The sequence below is a fragment of the Sodaliphilus pleomorphus genome (assembly GCF_009676955.1).
GTDB classification, from domain to species: Bacteria; Bacteroidota; Bacteroidia; order Bacteroidales; family Muribaculaceae; genus Sodaliphilus; species Sodaliphilus pleomorphus.
In genome coordinates, this window is record NZ_CP045696.1 from 303973 (window position 1) to 322498 (window position 18526).

14 protein-coding genes are annotated in these 18526 nt (G+C 54.5%); 8 read left to right on the top strand and 6 right to left on the bottom strand.

The window, feature by feature from the left end:
* Window positions 1-203 precede the first annotated feature (203 nt).
* The 8 genes from GF423_RS01240 (at window position 204) to GF423_RS01275 (ending at window position 10653) form a co-directional block, all read left to right on the top strand.
* Window positions 204-3110, top strand: a complete 2907-nt coding sequence (locus GF423_RS01240) for a helix-turn-helix and ligand-binding sensor domain-containing protein (protein WP_206113311.1) — start codon at window positions 204-206, stop codon at window positions 3108-3110.
* A 103-nt stretch (window positions 3111-3213) separates the two neighbouring features.
* Window positions 3214-3849: a carbohydrate-binding family 9-like protein gene (locus GF423_RS01245; RefSeq protein ID WP_154326638.1), complete on the top strand. Its 636-nt coding sequence runs from the start codon at window positions 3214-3216 to the stop codon at window positions 3847-3849.
* A gap of 2 nt (window positions 3850-3851) precedes the next feature.
* A complete protein-coding gene (locus GF423_RS01250) occupies window positions 3852-4964 on the top strand; it encodes a phosphotransferase enzyme family protein (RefSeq protein WP_154326639.1) in 1113 nt (370 codons plus the stop codon).
* Window positions 4965-5098: 134 nt separating this feature from the next.
* Window positions 5099-7687, top strand: coding sequence for an ATP-dependent chaperone ClpB (gene clpB / locus GF423_RS01255; RefSeq protein WP_154326640.1), 2589 nt, complete (start codon window positions 5099-5101; stop codon window positions 7685-7687).
* 303 nt (window positions 7688-7990) lie between these two features.
* Window positions 7991-8170, top strand: a complete 180-nt coding sequence (locus GF423_RS01260; RefSeq protein WP_154326641.1) for a hypothetical protein — start codon at window positions 7991-7993, stop codon at window positions 8168-8170.
* Between the two features lie 44 nt (window positions 8171-8214).
* The gene (locus tag GF423_RS01265) at window positions 8215-8805 is read left to right on the top strand and encodes a chromate transporter (protein WP_154326642.1); all 591 of its coding nucleotides are present in this window, start codon (window positions 8215-8217) and stop codon (window positions 8803-8805) included.
* Window positions 8802-9359 (top strand): chromate transporter, encoded by a 558-nt coding sequence (locus GF423_RS01270; protein ID WP_154326643.1) that lies wholly within the window; start codon window positions 8802-8804, stop codon window positions 9357-9359. The genes GF423_RS01265 and GF423_RS01270 overlap by 4 nt, the downstream gene beginning before the upstream one ends.
* Before the next feature lie 7 nt (window positions 9360-9366).
* Window positions 9367-10653 (top strand): bifunctional folylpolyglutamate synthase/dihydrofolate synthase, encoded by a 1287-nt coding sequence (locus GF423_RS01275; protein ID WP_154326644.1) that lies wholly within the window; start codon window positions 9367-9369, stop codon window positions 10651-10653.
* Between the two features lie 142 nt (window positions 10654-10795).
* On the opposite strand, the gene GF423_RS14125 is transcribed toward GF423_RS01275, so the two are convergent.
* The 6 genes from GF423_RS14125 to GF423_RS01305 all read right to left on the bottom strand — a co-directional run bounded on the left by GF423_RS14125 (window position 10796) and on the right by GF423_RS01305 (window position 18507).
* Window positions 10796-11215, bottom strand: coding sequence for a group II intron maturase-specific domain-containing protein (locus tag GF423_RS14125; RefSeq protein ID WP_338092170.1), 420 nt, complete (start codon window positions 11213-11215; stop codon window positions 10796-10798).
* A gap of 594 nt (window positions 11216-11809) precedes the next feature.
* Window positions 11810-12160 carry a 50S ribosomal protein L20 gene (gene rplT, locus GF423_RS01285; protein ID WP_154326645.1) on the bottom strand — a complete coding sequence of 117 codons (351 nt, stop codon included), beginning with the start codon at window positions 12158-12160 and terminating at the stop codon, window positions 11810-11812.
* Window positions 12161-12286: 126 nt separating this feature from the next.
* Window positions 12287-12484 (bottom strand): 50S ribosomal protein L35, encoded by a 198-nt coding sequence (gene rpmI, locus GF423_RS01290; RefSeq protein WP_154326646.1) that lies wholly within the window; start codon window positions 12482-12484, stop codon window positions 12287-12289.
* Window positions 12485-12576: 92 nt separating this feature from the next.
* Complete coding sequence (gene infC / locus GF423_RS01295; protein WP_154326647.1) at window positions 12577-13164, bottom strand: translation initiation factor IF-3; 588 nt, start codon at window positions 13162-13164, stop codon at window positions 12577-12579.
* 170 nt (window positions 13165-13334) lie between these two features.
* Window positions 13335-15281 carry a threonine--tRNA ligase gene (gene thrS / locus GF423_RS01300; RefSeq protein ID WP_154326648.1) on the bottom strand — a complete coding sequence of 649 codons (1947 nt, stop codon included), beginning with the start codon at window positions 15279-15281 and terminating at the stop codon, window positions 13335-13337.
* Window positions 15282-15567: 286 nt separating this feature from the next.
* Complete coding sequence (locus GF423_RS01305) at window positions 15568-18507, bottom strand: hypothetical protein (protein ID WP_154326649.1); 2940 nt, start codon at window positions 18505-18507, stop codon at window positions 15568-15570.
* Window positions 18508-18526 lie beyond the last annotated feature (19 nt).

An 18526-nucleotide genomic window follows, 5' to 3' on the forward strand; every position in this document is an offset into this window, starting at 1 on the left:
AGTCTTAAACTATAACAAGAAAACACGGAACAAAAAATACACCAAAAACTCACTTTTTTCATTTTACGACATGCAACAACTCGTCTTTTTGTATTGACTATAAGGTTATTATACAGCAATTGCAAGAATTAAAAAACCACACACAACAGGGAATGTTTAAAATAAATTTTTTACCTTTGCAACAGCTCAACAACATTGGCCCGATGCAACGACTTTTCACCACTATAATCGCCACTGTGCTGTGCATGACAGCAGCAATTGCGCAGTTGCCCATACTGCGCAACTTCACAACCCTCGACTATAAGGCTGGCACCCAAAACTGGGCCATCGACCAAGCCGACAACGGCACCATGTTTTTTGCCAACAACAACGGTATGCTCACCTATGATGGCGACAAGTGGAAAGTGTGGCCCATGCCCAACTTCACCAATGTGCGATGGGTGCAATACGACAAAGCCACACAAAGGATCTATGTGGCAGCGACCAACGAGTTTGGCTACTTCAAAGGCGACCCCAAGTCACATCAATACCGCTATGTTTCGATTTCCAGCCGCCTACCTGTGCAATACAAAACCTTTGGAGAGATATGGAAAATACTCGTCTTTGGGAAAAACAGGGCCTTTCAAGCCAAAAACCAGGTGTTCATCGTGGGGCGCAATGGCCGTGTCAAGACCGTAAACGTGCCACATCGCATAGAGAACGCAACGGCAATCGATGGCAAACTCTATATCTCGTGCATTGAGTGCACCTATGAGTACACAAGCGGCCGCCTCGTGCCGCTGCCAGGACTGCAAGAGCTCAAAGGCAAAGCTGTGCGAGCCATGCTGCCCCACGACGGAAAGACGCTGATAGTGACTGCCAGCGACGGGCTATATCTCTACGACGGGAAATCGTGCTGGCCCTATGTGCTCGACATCAGTAAGGCTCTCGCCGACAACCAGGTGTTTTGTGCGGCTGCCACTGGGCAATATATCGCCTTTGGCACCGTGCGGGCCGGCCTCATCGTCAAGGAACTCGCAACCGGCAGGAATTACTTCTTCAACAATATCACCGGCCTGAGCAACAATACTGTGCTTTCGCTCAAGTTTGACAAAATGGGCAACATGTGGCTGGGCCTTGACAACGGCATTTCCTATATCATGCCAGCGGCACCCTGCCGCGACCTGCTGGGCGCCAATGCCAGCATAGGCACGGGCTATGCCTCGCTCTTGCAAGGCAATCGATTGTACTTAGGCACCAACCAAGGTCTCTATGTCATCCCTTATCCCCTGCCCAACAACATCGACCAAACCAAACCCAACTATGTGAATGGCATTTCGGGCCAAATATGGAACATCAGCAATATCGACGGCAGCTTGCTGTGTGGTTGCGACCAGGGCGCCTACACCATCGAGGGCAACAGCGCCACCCACATTGCCAGCACCCAGGGCACTTGGGGCTTCCTGCCCATCATGGGGCACAAGGGCTATGTGCTGAGTTGCGACTACAACGGCTTTGTGATTTTAAAACAGGAAAACGGCGGCTACACGGTGCAAAACCGGGTGAGCGGAATCAACTTCTCTACTGGCGGCTGCATCGCCGACACCGACGGCAGCCTGTGGATGAGCCACTGGCAACGAGGAGTGTACCACTTCAGGCTGAGCAGCGATCTCACGCGAATAGAGCAACTACAGTATTTCAACAAGGGCAACCAGCTGCCTGCCGACGACAACAACCTGGTGTGTAAAATAGACGGGCAGGTTTATATCTCCTCGGCCGACGGCTTCAGGCGCTACAACCCCACAACCCGGCGGCTTGAAAAAGCCAAGAACATCGACAGCATTTTCAATGAGTACGGAGTATCGCTGCGCATCATCGAGACGCAGCAAGGCGACCTTTGGGCCTACAAGCCCGGATACCTGGCCATTGCGCACAGGCTGGCTGGCGGCCGATACCAGATCGATCGCTTCACGATGGCCAACATTGTCGACCGGCTGCAAATGAGTTTGGGCCACCCGGGATCTCTCGGGCCCAATCTCACGCTCATGAACTATGAAAACGGCTTCTACCTGCTCAACAACCACTTTGCCGCCACGCGCCAATCGGCCGACGTGTTTATCAGGAGCATCTACAGCACCAACCGCCAAGACACGCTGCTCTACAGCAATTACCCTGGCCCACAAGAAACGAGCATAAAGATTCCCCACAGTCTCAACTCGCTGCGCATCGAGTATGTATTGCCCGAGTACCAAGAAGAAAAAGCCGTCGACTACAGCTACTACCTGGAGGGCTACGACGAGCACTGGAGCGCTCCCTCGACGGCCACCTCAAAAGAGTACACCCAGCTTCCCAAGGGCAGCTACACCTTTCATGTGAAAGCGCACGACCGCATCAACGACGTAACACGAGAGGCGGCCTTCAAGATAAGGGTACTGCCCGCCTGGTACGAGACCTGGTGGGCCTACCTGCTGTATCTTGCCCTTGTAGCCGTTGCAATAGCGCAATTGCTGAAATACATGAAACGCCGCACCGACCAGAAGGTGGCGCAAGTGCAGATGGCCAAGGAACAAGAGTTGAGGGCCAAAGAGGCGCAATTCCAAATCGAAGAAGAGAAAAAAGAAAAAGAGCTGATAAAGCTGCGCAACGAGCACCTGGAAATCGAGCTCAAGCACAAGTCGAGCGAGCTGGCCGACTCCACGATGAACCTGGTGCGCAAAAACGACATGCTGCAAGAAATCGACATGCAGATGGGCCAACTCGCTGCCGAAATCACCAAAGAGAAAAACAAAGCGGCGGCTGCAAAAATAATACGCGATGTGCGCAGGTCGATACAACGCAATATCACCGACGATGATAACTGGGAAAAATTTGAGGAAAACTTCAATCTCGTATACAACAACTTCCTCGACAAACTTGTAGCGCAATTCCCGCTTCTCAAGCTCAACGACCGCAAGCTGTGTGCCTACTTGAAAATGGAATTGAGCAGCAAGGAGATGGCCGCACTGCTCAACACAAGCGTGCGCAGCGTGGAGACAGCACGCTACCGGCTGCGCAAGAAGCTCAACCTCGAGCAGGGGGAGAACCTCACCAACTTCATCAAGAACTTCGACACCAAGCAGAGCGGCACATGACCACTGCCCCACTGCCAGCAACCGGGCAACATTTTTTTGGGGGGGTAAAAACGTGTTGTATTGTTCAAAACAATTATCTTTGTCCTACAAGACTTCTACAACAATGAAGAGCATTGAGATACCCGCAGTCAACATTGGCCAGCTGACGCTCCCGGCCATTGCCCAAGAACTAAAAAGCCAGGGGCGGCCCACGTGCATCGACGTCGTCAATTGGGCCAAATACGGCTACAAGCCCATGGTGAACCTCTATCTCGGGCACTCGTCGAGCCGCCTGTGGTGCCTGTTCAATGTGTGCGAGCAGCATGTGCTGGCCCGCAACACGGTCACCAACTCCAATGTGTGGGAGGACAGCTGCGTCGAGATTTTTATCGCCGACCAGGACGGACGCCACTACTATAATTTCGAAATCAACTGCATCGGCACGGCGCTTGCGGCACGACGCTGCAGCCAAGACGTGTTCCAGCTGTTGGCCCCCTCTCAAGTGCAAAGCATAGTGAGGCTGGGCAGCCTGCCCCCCAAGCCCATCGACAAGCATGGGCCAGCGCTGTCGTGGCAATTGGCCGTGGGGGTGCCATTCTCACTACTGGGGCTCGACACAGTGCCGCCAGTGCTGTGGGGCAACTTCTACAAGTGCGGCGACAACACTGTGCAGCCCCACTACCTGAGCTGGGCTCCCATCGACACGCCCGAGCCCAACTTCCATCAGCCACAATTTTTTGGAAAAATAATACTATACTAAACATGTACACCGCTCAGCAACTCCTGGCCATCGCATCGCATTTTGCCATAGATGGCGACCTCGTGCAAGTAAAACAATTGGGCGAGGGCTTTATCAACGACACCTTCACCGTTTACACCAAGGGCAACTCACCCAGCTATGTGCTGCAACGCAAAAACAAGCACATTTTTACCAACGTGCCTGCTATGATGAACAACATCGTGAGCGTGACCAACCACTTGCGAGAGAAGGTGGTGGCAGCCCACGGCAACCCGCAGCATGAGGTGCTCACGGTGATTGCTGCCACCAACGGTCACCCCTACTACCGGGACGAAGCGGGAGAATACTGGGTGATGACCTTGTATATCGACGGCGCTGTGACCCACAATCGCGCCGACAGCACCGAGCTGGCCTACAAGGGAGGGCTGGCAATAGGCCGATTCCAGTCGCAACTGGCCGATTTCGCCCAAGATCTTTATGAGGTGATTCCGGGATTTCACAACCTCGGGCACCGGCTGCAGCAATGGGACGAGGCACTTGCACGTGACCGTGCAGGCCGCCGAGATCTCGTGACCCGCGAAATCGACTGGATCGAGTCGCGACGAGAGGCAATGATGCGCTTTCAGCAGCTTGTCGACAATGGCACCCTGCCCAAGCGAGTGACTCACAACGACACCAAGATAAGCAACATCCTCTTTGACCAAGCAGGCAATGTGATGTGCGTGATCGATCTCGACACCGTGATGAGCAGCACCTCGCTCAACGACTATGGCGACGCCATACGCTCCTATGCCAACACCGGATCGGAAGACGACCGCGACCTCGACAGGGTGTCGTTGAGCCTGCCCATGTGTGAGGCCTACACACGGGGCTACCTGCTGCAACGCCGCTCCACGCTCACCGACGCCGAGCTGCAGAACCTGGCCCTGTCGGCCCGCTTCATCACCTATGAGCAAGTGCTGCGCTTCCTCATGGACTACATCGACGGCGACACCTATTATAAGACGGCCTACCCCGACCACAACCTCGTGCGCGCCCGGGCACAGTATGCCCTGCTGCAATCGATGGAGTCGCACTACGACGACATGCGGCATTTCGTAGATTGCTACAGCCGAAATAGCACGCTACCGCTGTAGCGCCAAAACTACAAAGGAAGCAGGAGACTGTGCCAAAATGTCACGTTTTGGCACAGTCTTTTTTATGGGCACACATCTTGCATAGGTATCAGGCAGAAAGGAGCCCGCGGAAACACGGGCAAAGATATAAAATTATGACATTCAACAACTACACAATCAAAGCACAAGAAATTGTTCAGAAGGCCGTTCAGCTATGCCAAGGCAACAAGAACCAGGCCCTTGAGCCTGTGCACCTTCTGAAGGCCGTGATGACCGAAGGCGATGCGGTTGTGAAGTTCATTTTCCAGAAGCTCGACATAGCACAAGCCATGATTGAGCGGCCACTTGAAGAGGAACTTGCCCGCCTGCCCAAGATATCCGGCGGAGAACCCTACTTGAGCAACGACTCAAGCAAGACCCTTGAGAAGGCCACCGACTATGCCACCAAGCAAGGCGACCAGTATGTGACCGTCGAGGCCATACTGATGGGTATTTTCCTCACCAGCTCTCCAGCATCGACCATACTGAAGAATGCTGGCGTGACCGAAAAGGACCTGCAGGCTGCCATCGCCGAGCTGCGACAGGGCAAGAAAGCCACTGCCGAGGGTGCCGAGGAGCAATACAACGCCCTCTCGAAGTATGCCATCAACCTGTGTGAGCGTGCCCGCCAGGGCAAGCTCGACCCGGTGATAGGTCGTGACGACGAGATACGCCGCGTGCTGCAAATCTTGAGCCGGCGCACCAAGAACAACCCCATCCTCATAGGCGAGCCTGGTACCGGCAAGACGGCCATCGTCGAGGGCCTGGCGCAGCGCATCGTGCGCGGCGACGTGCCCGAGAACCTGAAGCAGAAGCAAGTGTTCTCGCTCGACATGGGCGCCCTCATAGCTGGTGCAAAATACCAAGGCGAGTTTGAGGAGCGGCTCAAGGCCGTGATCAACGAGGTGACCAAGTCTAATGGCAACATCATCCTCTTCATCGACGAGATACACACCCTGGTGGGTGCCGGCAAGAGCGGCGGCGCCATGGATGCAGCCAACATTCTCAAGCCAGCCCTGGCCCGTGGCGACCTGCGCAGCATTGGCGCCACCACCCTCGACGAGTACCAGAAGTACTTTGAAAAGGACAAGGCACTTGAGCGGCGTTTCCAGGTGGTGATGGTCGACGAGCCAAGCGAGGACGACGCCATCGCCATACTGCGCGGCTTGAAAGAGAAATATGAGAATCACCACAAGGTGCGTATCAAGGACGACGCCATCATCGCTGCCGTGCAGCTCAGCCAGCGCTACATAAGCGACCGCTTCTTGCCCGACAAGGCCATCGACCTGATGGATGAGGCTGCCGCCAAACTGCGCATCGAGATGGACTCGGTGCCTACGGGTCTCGACGAGGTGACACGCAAAATCACCCAGCTCGAAATCGAGCGCCAGGCCATCAAGCGCGACGGCGACGCCCAGCGCATTGCCCAGCTCGACAAGGAGATCGCCGAACTCAAGGAGAAGGAAAGCTCCTACAAGGCCAAGTGGAAGAGCGAGAAAGAGCTCATCAACAAGATCCAGCAGAACAAAATCGACATGGAGCAGCTCAACTTTGAGGCCGAAAAAGCCGAGCGCAACGGCGACTATGCCCGTGTGGCCGAGATACGCTACTCGCTATTGAAACAGAAACAAGACGAGAACAAAGCCATACAGGAGAAGCTCAAGGCCATGCAAGGCGACAAGGCCCTCATCAAGGAGGAAGTCGACGCCGACGATATTGCCGATGTGGTGAGCCGCTGGACGGGGATACCCGTGACCAAGATGATGCAGAGCGAAAAAGACAAGCTCCTGCACCTCGAGGAGGAACTCCACAAGCGTGTCGTGGGTCAGGACGAGGCCATCACTGCCATTGCCGACGCCGTGCGCCGCAGCCGTGCAGGCCTCAACGACCCGCGCCGTCCAATAGGCTCATTCATCTTCCTGGGCACCACTGGTGTGGGTAAGACCGAGCTGGCCAAGGCACTGGCCGACTACCTGTTTAACGACGAGAACATGATGACCCGTATCGACATGAGCGAGTATCAAGAGAAGTTCAGTGTCACCAGGCTCATCGGTTCGCCTCCAGGCTATGTGGGCTACGACGAGGGCGGACAGCTCACCGAGGCCGTGCGCCGCAAGCCCTACTCGGTAGTGCTCTTCGACGAGATTGAGAAGGCTCACCCCGATGTGTTCAACATCTTGCTGCAAGTGCTCGACGACGGCCGCCTCACCGACAACAAGGGCCGCACCGTGAACTTCAAGAACACCATCATCATCATGACCAGCAACCTGGGCAGCGACCTGATACGTGAGCGCTTTGAGCACCTCAACCAGACCAACCGCCACGAGGTGATCGAGAAGACCAAGGCCGACGTGTTTGCCATGCTCAAGAAGCACATGCGTCCCGAGTTCTTGAACCGTATCGACGACATCATCATGTTCACGCCTCTCGACGAGGAGCAGATACAGCAAATCGTGAGGATGCAGATGCGCAACGTGGCAAAGATGCTCGCACACAACGGCATCACGCTCAACACCACCGATGCAGCCATCAAGGTGCTGGCACAGGCTGGCTACGACCCCGAGTTTGGTGCTCGTCCGGTGAAGCGTGCCATTCAAGACCTGGTGCTCAACCGCTTGAGCAAAGACATCATTGGGCAGCGTGTGAACCGCGACAAGCCCATCACCATCGATGCCACAGCCGGCGAGCTCACCTTCAACAACTAACCGCACCGCAAGCATCATTCATTAATACTAAAGTGGATTGCCCCCACACAGGGCAACCCACTTTTTTTGTATCTGGCCAGCAGGCTCTACACAAATAGGCACTCAAGGTCGACCTGTAGTATATGGTTTTATAGCATATATCAGTCGTATTCCACACATGAGCCCTATCTTGCGGCATATTCATCATGCACATGAACCACTCGGCTGAACAAATCTTGAAAAATTTCCTTCTCTCAACTTTTTGTAGACAGGGGATTACCACACACAGGTCAAAATTGCGGTTGAAAGGCTCTATGGCCTTAAATGAAGTATGCAAAGAAGATTTATGTTAATTATTCATGTGGAAAGTTCTCAAAATACCTTTTGGTTACAAAATTAGCAACAAATTACTTAATGGCAACCCTGGGCAATGTTTACAGGGAGGTTTGGTTGCATGAAAAGAGAGCTGAAAAAGTTGTTGCGTGGGCGGTGGATGTGAAATAGCATAAAATTTTGTAATTTTGTGGGCACAATTGTAGAGATACACAATGAAAATTAAAGACAACATCTACATTCAGCTATTCACCACGTTTTTCAAGATAGGGTTGTTCACCTTCGGGGGCGGATGGGCCATGATATCGATCATTCAGCGCGAAATTGTGGGCAAGTGGCACTGGATTGAGGAGGACGACTTTCTCGACCTGCTGGCCATCGCCCAGTCGATGCCCGGCATACTGGCAGTGAACATATCTACCGTGATAGGCGACCGGCTGCGCGGGGTGAAAGGGAGCCTGGCAGCATCGATAGGCACAATCGTTCCCTCGTTTGTCATCATCTTGCTCATCGCCATCTTTCTCACACCCGACACCATCAAGAACAATGCCACGCTCACGGCCATATTCAAGGGGATAAGGCCTGCTGTGGTGGCCTTGATCATCGCGCCAGTGATAACCACAGCCAAGAGTGCCAAGATAGGCTGGAAAACGATAGCCATACCGGTGGCAGTGGCACTGCTCATCTACTCCAAATGGGCCTACGTGTCAAACCCCATCGTCTACATCGTGCTGGGTGCTGTGGGCGGCTACATCTACTATGTGAACTGGGTGGCACCCACAGAGAGAAAGGAGGGCAAGCAATGACCGAGACCTATCTCAAGCTCGTGTGGGCTTACTTGAAAATCGGGTTGTTCGGCTTCGGTGGCGGCTATGCCATGCTCTCGCTCATCCAAAACGAGATAGTGGGCTCGAGCTGGTGCCCGCAAATCACCAACCAGACCTTTACCGACATTGTGGCCATCTCGCAGATGACGCCAGGCCCCATAGGCATCAACAGTGCCACCTACATTGGCTATGTGGCCTGCGGCAACAGTGTGCTCGGGTCGCTGGTGGCCACCATAGCCGTGGTGCTGCCGCCCTTTGTGCTGGTGCTCTATGCCAGCCACTTCATCACCAAGCACGAGAACAGCACCATCATCAAGGGGGCCTTTATGGGCTTGCGTCCGGTGGTGGTGGGCCTCATTGCCTCGGCAGCGCTGTTGCTCATGAACGGCGAAAACTTTGGCACGACCGAGCCCGACATCATCAAGTCGGTGCTGCTGTGCGCCGGCAGCTTCGGCGTGGTCTATTTCACCAAGATTCACCCCATACTGGTCATCATAGCAGCCGGCATCATAGGCTACTTCATTTTTATATAGAAGAATCATGAACTACGACGAAACAATCGACTACCTCTACAAGCAGCTGCCCATGTTTGAGCGGCAAGGCAGCGCTGGCTACAAGCCCGGCCTGGGCACAAGCATGGCGCTCGACGACACATTTGGCAACCCCCACAGGCACTACAAGTGCATACACGTGGCCGGCACCAACGGCAAGGGTTCGGTGTCGCACCTGCTGGCTACAACATTGCAGCAGGCCGGCTACAAGGTGGGGCTCTATACCTCACCCCACATTGTCGACTTCAGGGAGCGCATACGCGTCGACGGCAACATGATACCGCGCGAGGCGGTGGTCGACTTCATGCAACGCTATTTCGACAGCCACTTCCAGGGCCGGCCCAGCTTCTTCGAGCTCACGTCGACCATGGCCTTCGACTACTTCAGGCAGTGCAAGGTGGACCTGGCTGTGATAGAAGTGGGACTGGGCGGACGGCTCGACAGCACCAACATCATCAACCCTGTGCTGAGTGTGATCACCAACATCTCGCTCGACCACACCCAGTTTCTGGGCGACACGCTCGCCCAGATAGCAGGCGAGAAAGCCGGCATCATCAAGCACGGCACGCCTGTGGTGGTGGGCGAAGCCGAAGGCGAAGTGCGCAAGGTGTTTCAAGACAAGGCCAGCAACATGCAGGCCCCCATCACATTTGCCCAAGACCGCCCGATAGTGACTGCCGGGCACAACGACGACGGCCGGCTGCAGCTCGACACGGCAATGGGCCCCATCACCGACGAACTGGGCGGCATTTACCAGGTGCGTAACGCCAATACGGTGCTGCATTGCATCGAGGCCTTGCGCCAGCAGGGCTTCGACATCAGTGACGAGGCCACGCGATGGGCATTTGGACACGTCGAAGAGCTGTCGGGACTCATAGGGCGCTGGCAGACGCTGCGACACAAGCCCAAGGTGGTGTGCGACTCGGGGCACAACCTGGGCGCATTTGGCTACATCGTCGAGCAACTGCACCAAGAGCACTACCACCACTTGCACATGGTGCTGGGGTTCATGCACGACAAAGACATCGACGACATACTCGACATGCTGCCCCGCGAAGCCACCTACTACTACTGCAACGCCCAGTCGCCCCGTGCCCTGCCGGCACAAGCCCTGAAAGAGAAAGCCGCTGCCCACCAGCTGGCGGGCAACAGCTACCCCACCGCGCAGGCTGCCTACAAGGCGGCCCTGCAAGCGGCTCGCCACGACGACTTCGTCTATGTAGGCGGCAGCATGTATGTGCTGGCCGAAATTCTGGGCCAGGCCAAAGCCCAATAGCAGCCGGGCAGCAGCAACCTCAAGAATCAACGCACATAAAATCGAGTAGGAGGTAAACACTAATCATAGGGTGCTTATCTCCTATTTTCGTGTTTACCGACCTCTCACACCACCGTACGTGCCGTTCGGCATACGGCGGTTCTTAACGCGGGTGCTTTTTCTCGTAATATTCCGTAAGCGTGGGATAGTGCGCTCGTTTCAAGTTCTCATTGGATATAGCACGTGTAAGTATGGGGCTATGGACGGTGCGCCAATAGCCTTTTCGGGTATTTGCCCACTGCCATGCCTGCCATTTGGCGATGCCACATCTTTGTAGGTTCTTGAAGCGTGTCCGCACTCGTTTCCAGCATTTCCATATACACATGCGTATGCGACTACGCAACCATTCATCGGTTTCCCTTAGAAAGTTGCGCATCTCGGCAAGCCGAAAGTAGTTCACCCACCCTCGGATTGCATAGGTCAGTTTCTCCTTGCGCTTCTCGTAGCCCCAGCCGTTACTGCGCGATGGCAGTTCTTTCAACTTTGTGCGCAGTTTGGCTTTGGTCTTCGGATGAACGCACAAGCGAGCCTTTCCTCTTCACATATTGAACGAGTAGCCGAGGAACTTCTGTCCGTGGACACTGCCGACATGCGTTTTCTCGCGGTTTACTTTGAGGAAGAGTTTCCTCTCTATGAACTTCGCTATACTTTCGCATACTTCTGTGGGTTCGTTGTTACTGCTTGCCTTGCGGCTCGCCCCACAGACCTCCCCGATTAAGAACATAATCTTTCAGTCTTATACTCCCTTGATTTACTCACGTCAGTCCGGATAACTATCGGGCTTTGGTTTGTTTAGCAACCTTACCCCTGACTTTGAGCCTTGTATCAAGTTTCTGCGCGTGGAGCCAGACTTTTGTCCTTAGCTTCCTTCCGATTCTCCTCGCGGTGGACACCGTTGCATCGGACTATGCGCTTCCCGCTATCGGGGCACGCTCGGGACTTGCACCCATTAGATTATGCCCATGTCGGGCGAACAAAAAAAACGGGCTCTCATGGCCCCTGAATGGGGCCGAGAGTCCGTTTTTTTATTCTCTAACCGGAAAGTGCAGGAAGTGCAGTACACCCCCACTCCCCTCCGGTCAAGAAGAAAAGTTTGAGGTCATCCTCACACCGGGCATTAGGCGTTCTTGGCTTTTTCAACGATAGCCTTGAAAGCCTCAGGATTGTTCATAGCCAGGTCGGCGAGCACCTTGCGGTTGATCTCGATACCTGCCTTGTGAAGCAAGCCCATGAGCTTGGAGTAGGAAAGGTCTTCCAGGCGTGCGGCAGCGTTGATGCGCTGAATCCACAGAGCACGGAAGTTGCGCTTCTTAGCCTTGCGGTCGCGATAGGCATAGGTGAGACCTTTTTCCCAAGTGTTCTTGGCAACGGTCCACACGTTTTTACGAGCGCCGAAATAACCTCTTGTAAGTTTTAAAATCCTTTTACGTTTAGCTCTTGAAGCAACGTGATTTACTGATCTTGGCATTTTTTAAATTGTTTTGAATGTTAGCGGCACCTCGCTACGAGATGCACTTTGCTTGTGCTAAGCATTCGGTTAATAAAAATGATTAAAAATCTCTTTGATTAAACTTGATAAACTCGCTACAATGCGTTATTTCTTGTTGAGAAGAAGACGAATCGAGTTGAGGTTGGTCCTGTCGACAATAGCAAACTTGCGCAGGTTTTTCTTCACCTTTTTAGTCTTCTTTGTCAAGATGTGACTCTTGTAAGCATGTTTACGCTTAATCTTACCTGTTCCGGTAAAGGAGAACCTTTTTTTAGCACCGGAATTAGTCTTAACTTTTGGCATTTTTTAGAAATTTATTTAAAAATGTTATTAATAATCGGAGTCAGGCACTTACCAAGCCTGAGCTCCAGCTTTTTCAGCAAGTTGCCCAGCCGCTACTCCTCGGGCTTTTTGGCCTCGGCCTTCTTGTCGTCGGGTGCCGGCTTGGACTTTTTAGGAGCCTCTTTGGGTTTCTTGGGCGAGAGCATGATGGTCATGCGCTTGCCTTCGAGCACGGGCATCTGCTCGAGCTTGCCATAGTCCTCGAGGTCGTTGGCAAACCGCAGCAGCAGCACTTCGCCCTGCTCCTTGAACAAGATAGAGCGACCCTTGAAGAAAACGTAGCTCTTGACCTTGCATCCCTCCTTGAGAAACTGGATGGCATGCTTGAGCTTGAAATCGTAGTCATGCTCATCGGTCTGAGGGCCGAACCTGATTTCCTTCACAACCACTTTGGTCGACTTAGCCTTTTGCTCCTTGAGCCGCTTGCGCTGCTGGTACTGGAACTTCTGGTAGTCCATGATGCGGCACACGGGCGGCGTGGCCTGCGGAGCAATCTCGATGAGGTCGAGTTCCTGCTCGTTGGCTATGCGCTGAGCTTTGGCTATGGGATAAATGCCTTCTTCCACGTTGTCGCCCACCAGGCGCACCTCACGGGCGCGTATCTGCTCGTTGATTGCGTGGCTGTCTTTATCCTTTTTCATGTTGCGGCCGCGGTTCATTCCACGACGGCCCAGTGGGCCAGGCCCACCACCTGCGGGCTTACGGGGCCCGCTCCAAAATGGTTTTTTCTCCATCAAGTAATTTTAAAAGTTAATATAATGTGAGGTTTTACAGAGGCCTAAGTCTCTGTAAAACCACGCGGTTGCAGGTGTCAGAACTTGGTCTGCTCTTCAACCAGGGCATTAATCTTGGCTGCAAAGGTAGCAATTTTTTCGGTACCTTGCACACTTTGGCCATCTTTTTCACCCTGTTTGCGCACCGAAACTTCGCCAGCATTGGCCTCTTTCTCGCCCACGACGAGCATGTAGGGTATGCGCTTCATCTCGTTGTCGCGCACCTTGCGGCCAATTTTCTCGTTGCGGTCGTCGACGATGGTGCGTATGCCCTTCTCGTTGAGCTCGCGAGCCACTTGCTGTGCATAGTCGTTGTACTTCTCGCTGATGGGCAGCACCACAGCCTGGTCGGGAGCCAGCCACAGGGGCAGGTGTCCGGCGGTGTGCTCCAGCAGCACGGCCACAAAGCGCTCGAGCGAGCCAAACGGTGCACGGTGTATCATCACAGGCTGATGCTTCTTGTTGTCGGCACCCACATACTCGAGGCCGAAGCGCTCGGGCAGGTTGTAGTCGACCTGTATTGTGCCCAGTTGCCAGCGGCGGCCTATAGCATCCTTGACCATGAAGTCGAGCTTGGGCCCATAGAATGCAGCCTCGCCGGTCACCTGCTTGGCATGCAGGCCTTTCTCCTCGCAAGCCTCGATGATGGCGCGCTCGGCTTTGTCCCACACCTCGTCGGTGCCCACATAGTGGTCTTTGTTGTTGGGGTCGCGCAGCGAGATTTGAGCTTCATACTCGAAGCCGAATATCGAGAATACGTGGGTAATGATGTCCATCACGTTGAGGAACTCCTGCTTGAGCTGATCGGGGGTGCAGAAAAGATGGGCGTCGTCTTGTGTGAAACTGCGCACTCGCGTGAGTCCGTGCAGCTCGCCACTCTGCTCATAGCGGCACACCGTGCCAAACTCGGCATAGCGCAGCGGCAGGTCCTTGTAGCTGTGGGGCGACACGCGGTATATCTCGCAGTGGTGCGGGCAGTTCATGGGCTTGAGGAAGTACTCCTCGCCCTCTTCGGGGGTGTGAATGGGCTGGAACGAGTCCTTGCCATACTTGGCATAGTGGCCCGAGGTCACATAGAGGCTCTTGTTGCCAATGGGCGGGGTGATGACCTGGAGGTAGCCGTAGCGGCTCTGGATGCGGGTGAGCATCTCCTGCAGGCGGTTGCGCACTGCCGTGCCCTTGGGCAGCCACAGCGGCAGGCCCGGGCCCACGTTGGCCGAGAAGGCAAAGAGCTCCATCTCCTTGCCCAGCTTGCGGTGATCGCGCTTCTTGGCCTCCTCAAGCATGTGCAGGTAGTCGTCTAGCATCTTTTTCTTGGGGAAGGTGATGGCATACACGCGCGTGAGTTGCTGGCGCTTCTCGTCGCCACGCCAGTAGGCACCAGCAAGCGAGAGCACCTTGATAGCCTTGATGGGCTCGGTCGATGGAATGTGAGGCCCCTTGCACAAGTCGGTGAAGTTGCCCTGGGTGTATGTGGTGATGTGGCCGTCTTGCAGCTCACTTATCAATTCGCACTTGAGCGTCTGTCCCTTGTCGCCGAAGAACTTGAGGGCGTCGGCCTTGCTGATGTCGTGACGCACCACTTGCTCCTTCTTGGCCACAAGCTCGTGCATCTTTTTCTCAATCTTGGGAAAATCGGCGCTGGTCACCTGGTTGTCGCCAAAGTCGATGTCGTAGTAGAACCCGTTCTCGATAGCGGGGCCTATACCAAACTGGATACCAGGATAGAGTTCTTGAAGAGCTTCGGCCAGCAAGTGAGCCGATGTGTGCCAGAAGGCGTGCTTGCCTTCCTCGTCGTCCCACTTGAAGAGCTTGATCTCGCCATCGCTACAAATGGGGCGAGAGATGTCCCACTCCTCGTCGTTGAATGTTGCAGCCAGCACTTGGCGTGCAAAACCTTCACTGATGCTTTTTGCAATATCGAGGGGTGTAACGCCGCTCTCAAATTGCTTAACACTTCCGTCAGGAAATTTAATGTTTATCATATACCTTAATTAAATTACTCGTGCCCTACAACGGCACTGTTACACATATTGTAGTTGCGGTGCCCTACAATGGCACCCGTCACTATCTCGTCGCTAACAAGGTGCAAAGTTACTGCAAGTTGTGAGCAATACAAAAAAATTTATGTGTTTTTGCAATCAAAAAAAAGACCCATCCGCAGTCACTGCGGATGAGCCTGTAAACAAATAAAGTAAAACTACTCTTTTTTCAACTAAAACAAATTATTGAATTTCATTAAGGACAAAATGTATACTTTCCTCGCACATTCTATTTCATAATCTTCTTCACCTTGGTCACCGAGCCATCGCTGTAGGTAGTGATCACAACGTTAACGCCCGAGAAGGGGACATCGCTGTGCATGCCCAGGGCGTTGACATAGGTCACTCGCTGCACCTTGCGGGCGCTGCTCACGCCGTCGATTCCCGTCACGACCTGGTTGTCGAATTTCACCTCGAGCGATGCCTGGTCGGCCAGGTAGTGGTGAACGTCGGCAGCTGCGCGCTTGCGTCCGTTGAGCGTGGTGCCATCGGGATAGCGCAGGTAGGCACGCACATAGTAGGTGGTGCTGAGCTCCTGGTTGACGGCGCCAAAGTAGTCGTTGACAAAGATCGAGCTACCGGCCCACTTGGGTTCCTGGCCCTTGAGGGTGTTGAAGTTGAAGCTCACGATCTCGCCGCTGTCGTCGAAGTCAATTTCCAAGGGCTTGGCCACCTGGTCGAGCCGCCACTTGTACTCGTCTTTCACTTCCATGGCCACGCCGTCGGCAGTCTTGCGCCACACACGCAGCTTGTAGAGCTTGAAGCCGTCGGGGATGACAGGCGTTATCTCGAGCTGCGACAGGTAGTAGCGGCCCTCGGCGCCAGAGGCGTCGGTAAAGATGTCGTTGCTCTTCATGCGGTTGACACACTCGGCCTGCAGGTCGACGATCTTGCTCACCTGCTTGCAACTGCCGTAGGTGTTGTGGTCGGTCGAGGTGCTGTTGGGCAGGAAGGCCTCGATCACCGAGTTGTAGGTCACCATGTCGCCTGCGTTGTACTCGAGGCCATTGATAGCGTAGTCGCGCACACCCACATGCTTGGAGTTCTCGCCGGTGGCAAAGGTCACGGTCTCGACGTGCGACTTCACACTCTCGCCAGGTCGCACCGACGACACGACATAGCTGCCGTCGGTCATGCGCTGAGCATGGCCGTACTCGTCGCCGTCGCGAGTGGTGAAGTAGCGGAAGATGTTGGGGTTGTCGACCACGTTGAAGCGCAAGCCCATGGGGTCGGCGTCCTTCTCGGGTATCACCACGCTCTCGTGGTCGGGGCGGTAGACGTCGGCATCGACTGTGGCCTTGTCGTAGCAGTCGTGCAGGGCGGTGTTGGTCTTGTAGACGGGCACATCCACGATGTTGCTGTAGATTTCGGTCTGGTCGTCGCCGTTCTCATCCTTCACTGCCACTGCCGAGGTGAACTTCACCTGATAGCGATACTTGGAGGGATGCTCATTGGTCGAAACGTCGGCACTGAAATCGTCGACCACCTTGAAGTCGTTGAACTGGATTTCGCCGTTGTTGTTGAAAGTGAAGGAGCCCGTCTTGTCGCTCTTGGGCACACGCTGGTTCTCGTAGTGCAAGGTGTAGTTGCACCGTGAGGATGTGCTGGTGACACCGCTCATCTGCAACGTGGCCACAGGCAGCATCGAGCCGTCGCTGCCGTAACGCAGCACTTGGAAGACCGGATTGGCCATGAGGTGCTCGCGCATGACGCTGGTGCCCACGCCGTTGTTCATCATGATGGTGTTAGCGTAGTTGTTCACCTCGGCCACGGCATCGTAGGTGCTGCGATAGTCGCCGTCGATCACAAGCTTGAGGCGCTCGAGCGGGTCGTAGCCCGGGATGGCCACGGTGGCGATGTTGCTCTGCACGGGGTTGTAGGTAGCTTTCACGGGCTTGCCCTTCACCACATAGTCGAGGCTGTAGCCGCTGGTGCGCTGGTCCACAATCTCGCTCCAAGTTGTGGTTGTGAGACCAGTAGCGATGGGAGTGGGCTCGACCACGCCGTCGACCACGCGGTACAGGTCGTAGACTTGGTCGATTTTCTCACCGGCCAGCTCGTCGATGCTCGAGGTCCAGTTGAGCGTCACCTTGTACTTGTGGTCGGCAGGGGCACCTTCCTGGTCGGCCTGGGCACGTAGCTTGATGGTGTAGAGGAAGGTCCAGGGGGTGTGGTCGGTGTTGTAGAAACCGTACTGGGCATAGGCGCTACTTGAGCTTTCATTCATGTCGCGACTGTCGGTGTAACTGGTGATTTTGCCACTAATCCAACCAGTATTAGTTGTTCCCCACCACAGGAGTCGATAGTCGGGAACAAAGAAGTTGAGGCCTGTCATGTCGTAGCTCGTGGTACCCTTCCTGCCGCTCATCGAGAAGAAGTGGGCAATCTCCATAACCGAGTTGCAATCGTGCATCACAGGATAGGTCTCGCCCTTCACCATCTTGTCGTAGAAGTCGGTGAGGTCCTGGGTATTGTCGCCCGTTTGCCCATCGGTGGGACTGAATTGCTCAAACATGTTGAGGAACGGAACCATCATCCTACTGGCATAATACTGCTTGCGAGCCTGGCCCTTGCCCAAGAAGAAAAAGCGGTTGAACGCCCCCTGCACTGGGAAGAGCGTGCCGGCATTCTGGCCGCTGCCCACGCGCATGCCATCGGTCATGAGCTGGACAAAATCGATCGAACTGCCTATGTAGTTCACCAAATCCCGATAGTTGGTAATGCTGGAGGCATAGCGTGGATTGTTTAAGTTGGGGGTGAAACTGTTTTTCACCGCCACAAGCAGCACGGTGTAGCCCTCCTCGTTGGGCTTGGTGGCCGTGACGTTCCAGCCATTGGTCGTGACCGGGCCGTAGTACACCTCGTCGCAACGGCCTTCCTTGTAACTGTAATAGCGCCCACTTTTATTCCAGGAGCCATAGGCGCTGTAGTAGGGACCAGGGACACGGGGGTCGCCGTACACCTTCTCGAGCAGGGCGATGATTTGGTAGGGGTCGGTAGCCTTGTCGGTGAGCTTGCTGGTGACGGTGTTGCCGCCATCGTCGGTCCACGTGTAGGTGATTGCGTCGTAATAAGCCTTGCTTTTCACGACCGACTGAGCACTCACAGGCGGCTTGAAAAAGACCATGCTCAGGAGCGCACTCAACAGTAGTAAACTAAATTTTTTCATATCAAAAACAATTAGAACA